Below are 725 nucleotides of genomic sequence, written 5' to 3'. Positions count from 1 at the left end.
CTGATCAACCTCGGGGCCAACCTGGAACTGCCCCCGCTGCCGGGCTTCCCGGGCTTCCAGTTCCCGCCGCTGAACTTCGGCCTGCCGGGCATCAACATCCCGGGCTTCCCCGGACTGGTGCTGCCTGACTTCGGTGCCGCGCTGAGTGGTGGACTGAACACGTTGGTAAACCTGGCCGGCAACCTGGAACTGCCGCCACTGCCGGGCTTCCCGGGCTTCCAGTTCCCGCCGCTGAACTTCGGTTTGCCGGGCATCAACATTCCCGGCTTCCCCGGCTTGGTGTTGCCTGACTTCGGCGCCGCCCTCACCGGCGGACTGAACACGCTGATCAACCTCGGGGCCAACCTGGAGTTGCCGCCGCTACCTGGGTTCCCGGGCTTCCAGTTCCCGCCGCTGAACTTCGGTTTGCCGGGCATCAACATCCCCGGCTTCCCGGGCCTGGTGCTGCCTGACTTCGGCGCCGCCCTCACCGGCGGGCTGAACACGCTGGTGAACCTGGCCGGCAACCTCGAACTACCGCCGCTACCTGGGTTCCCCGGCTTCCAGTTCCCGCCGCTGAACTTCGGCTTGCCAGGCATTGCTATTCCGGGCTTCCCCGGGCTGGTGCTGCCTGACTTCGGCGCCGCCCTGACCGGTGGGCTGAACACGCTGATCAACCTCGGGGCCAACCTGGAACTGCCCCCGCTGCCGGGCTTCCCGGGCTTCCAGTTCCCGCCGCTGAACTT

The 725-nt window shown here is 67.4% G+C and carries 1 pseudogene; it reads left to right on the top strand.

From position 1 onward, the window contains the following. A pseudogene (locus A5636_RS26485) lies at positions 1 to 725 on the top strand (hypothetical protein); the annotation flags it as partial.

The organism is Mycobacterium asiaticum (assembly GCF_001673315.1).
In the GTDB taxonomy this organism is placed as follows: Bacteria; Actinomycetota; Actinomycetes; order Mycobacteriales; family Mycobacteriaceae; genus Mycobacterium; species Mycobacterium asiaticum_B.
This window is presented reverse-complemented; position numbering and strand designations above follow the sequence as displayed.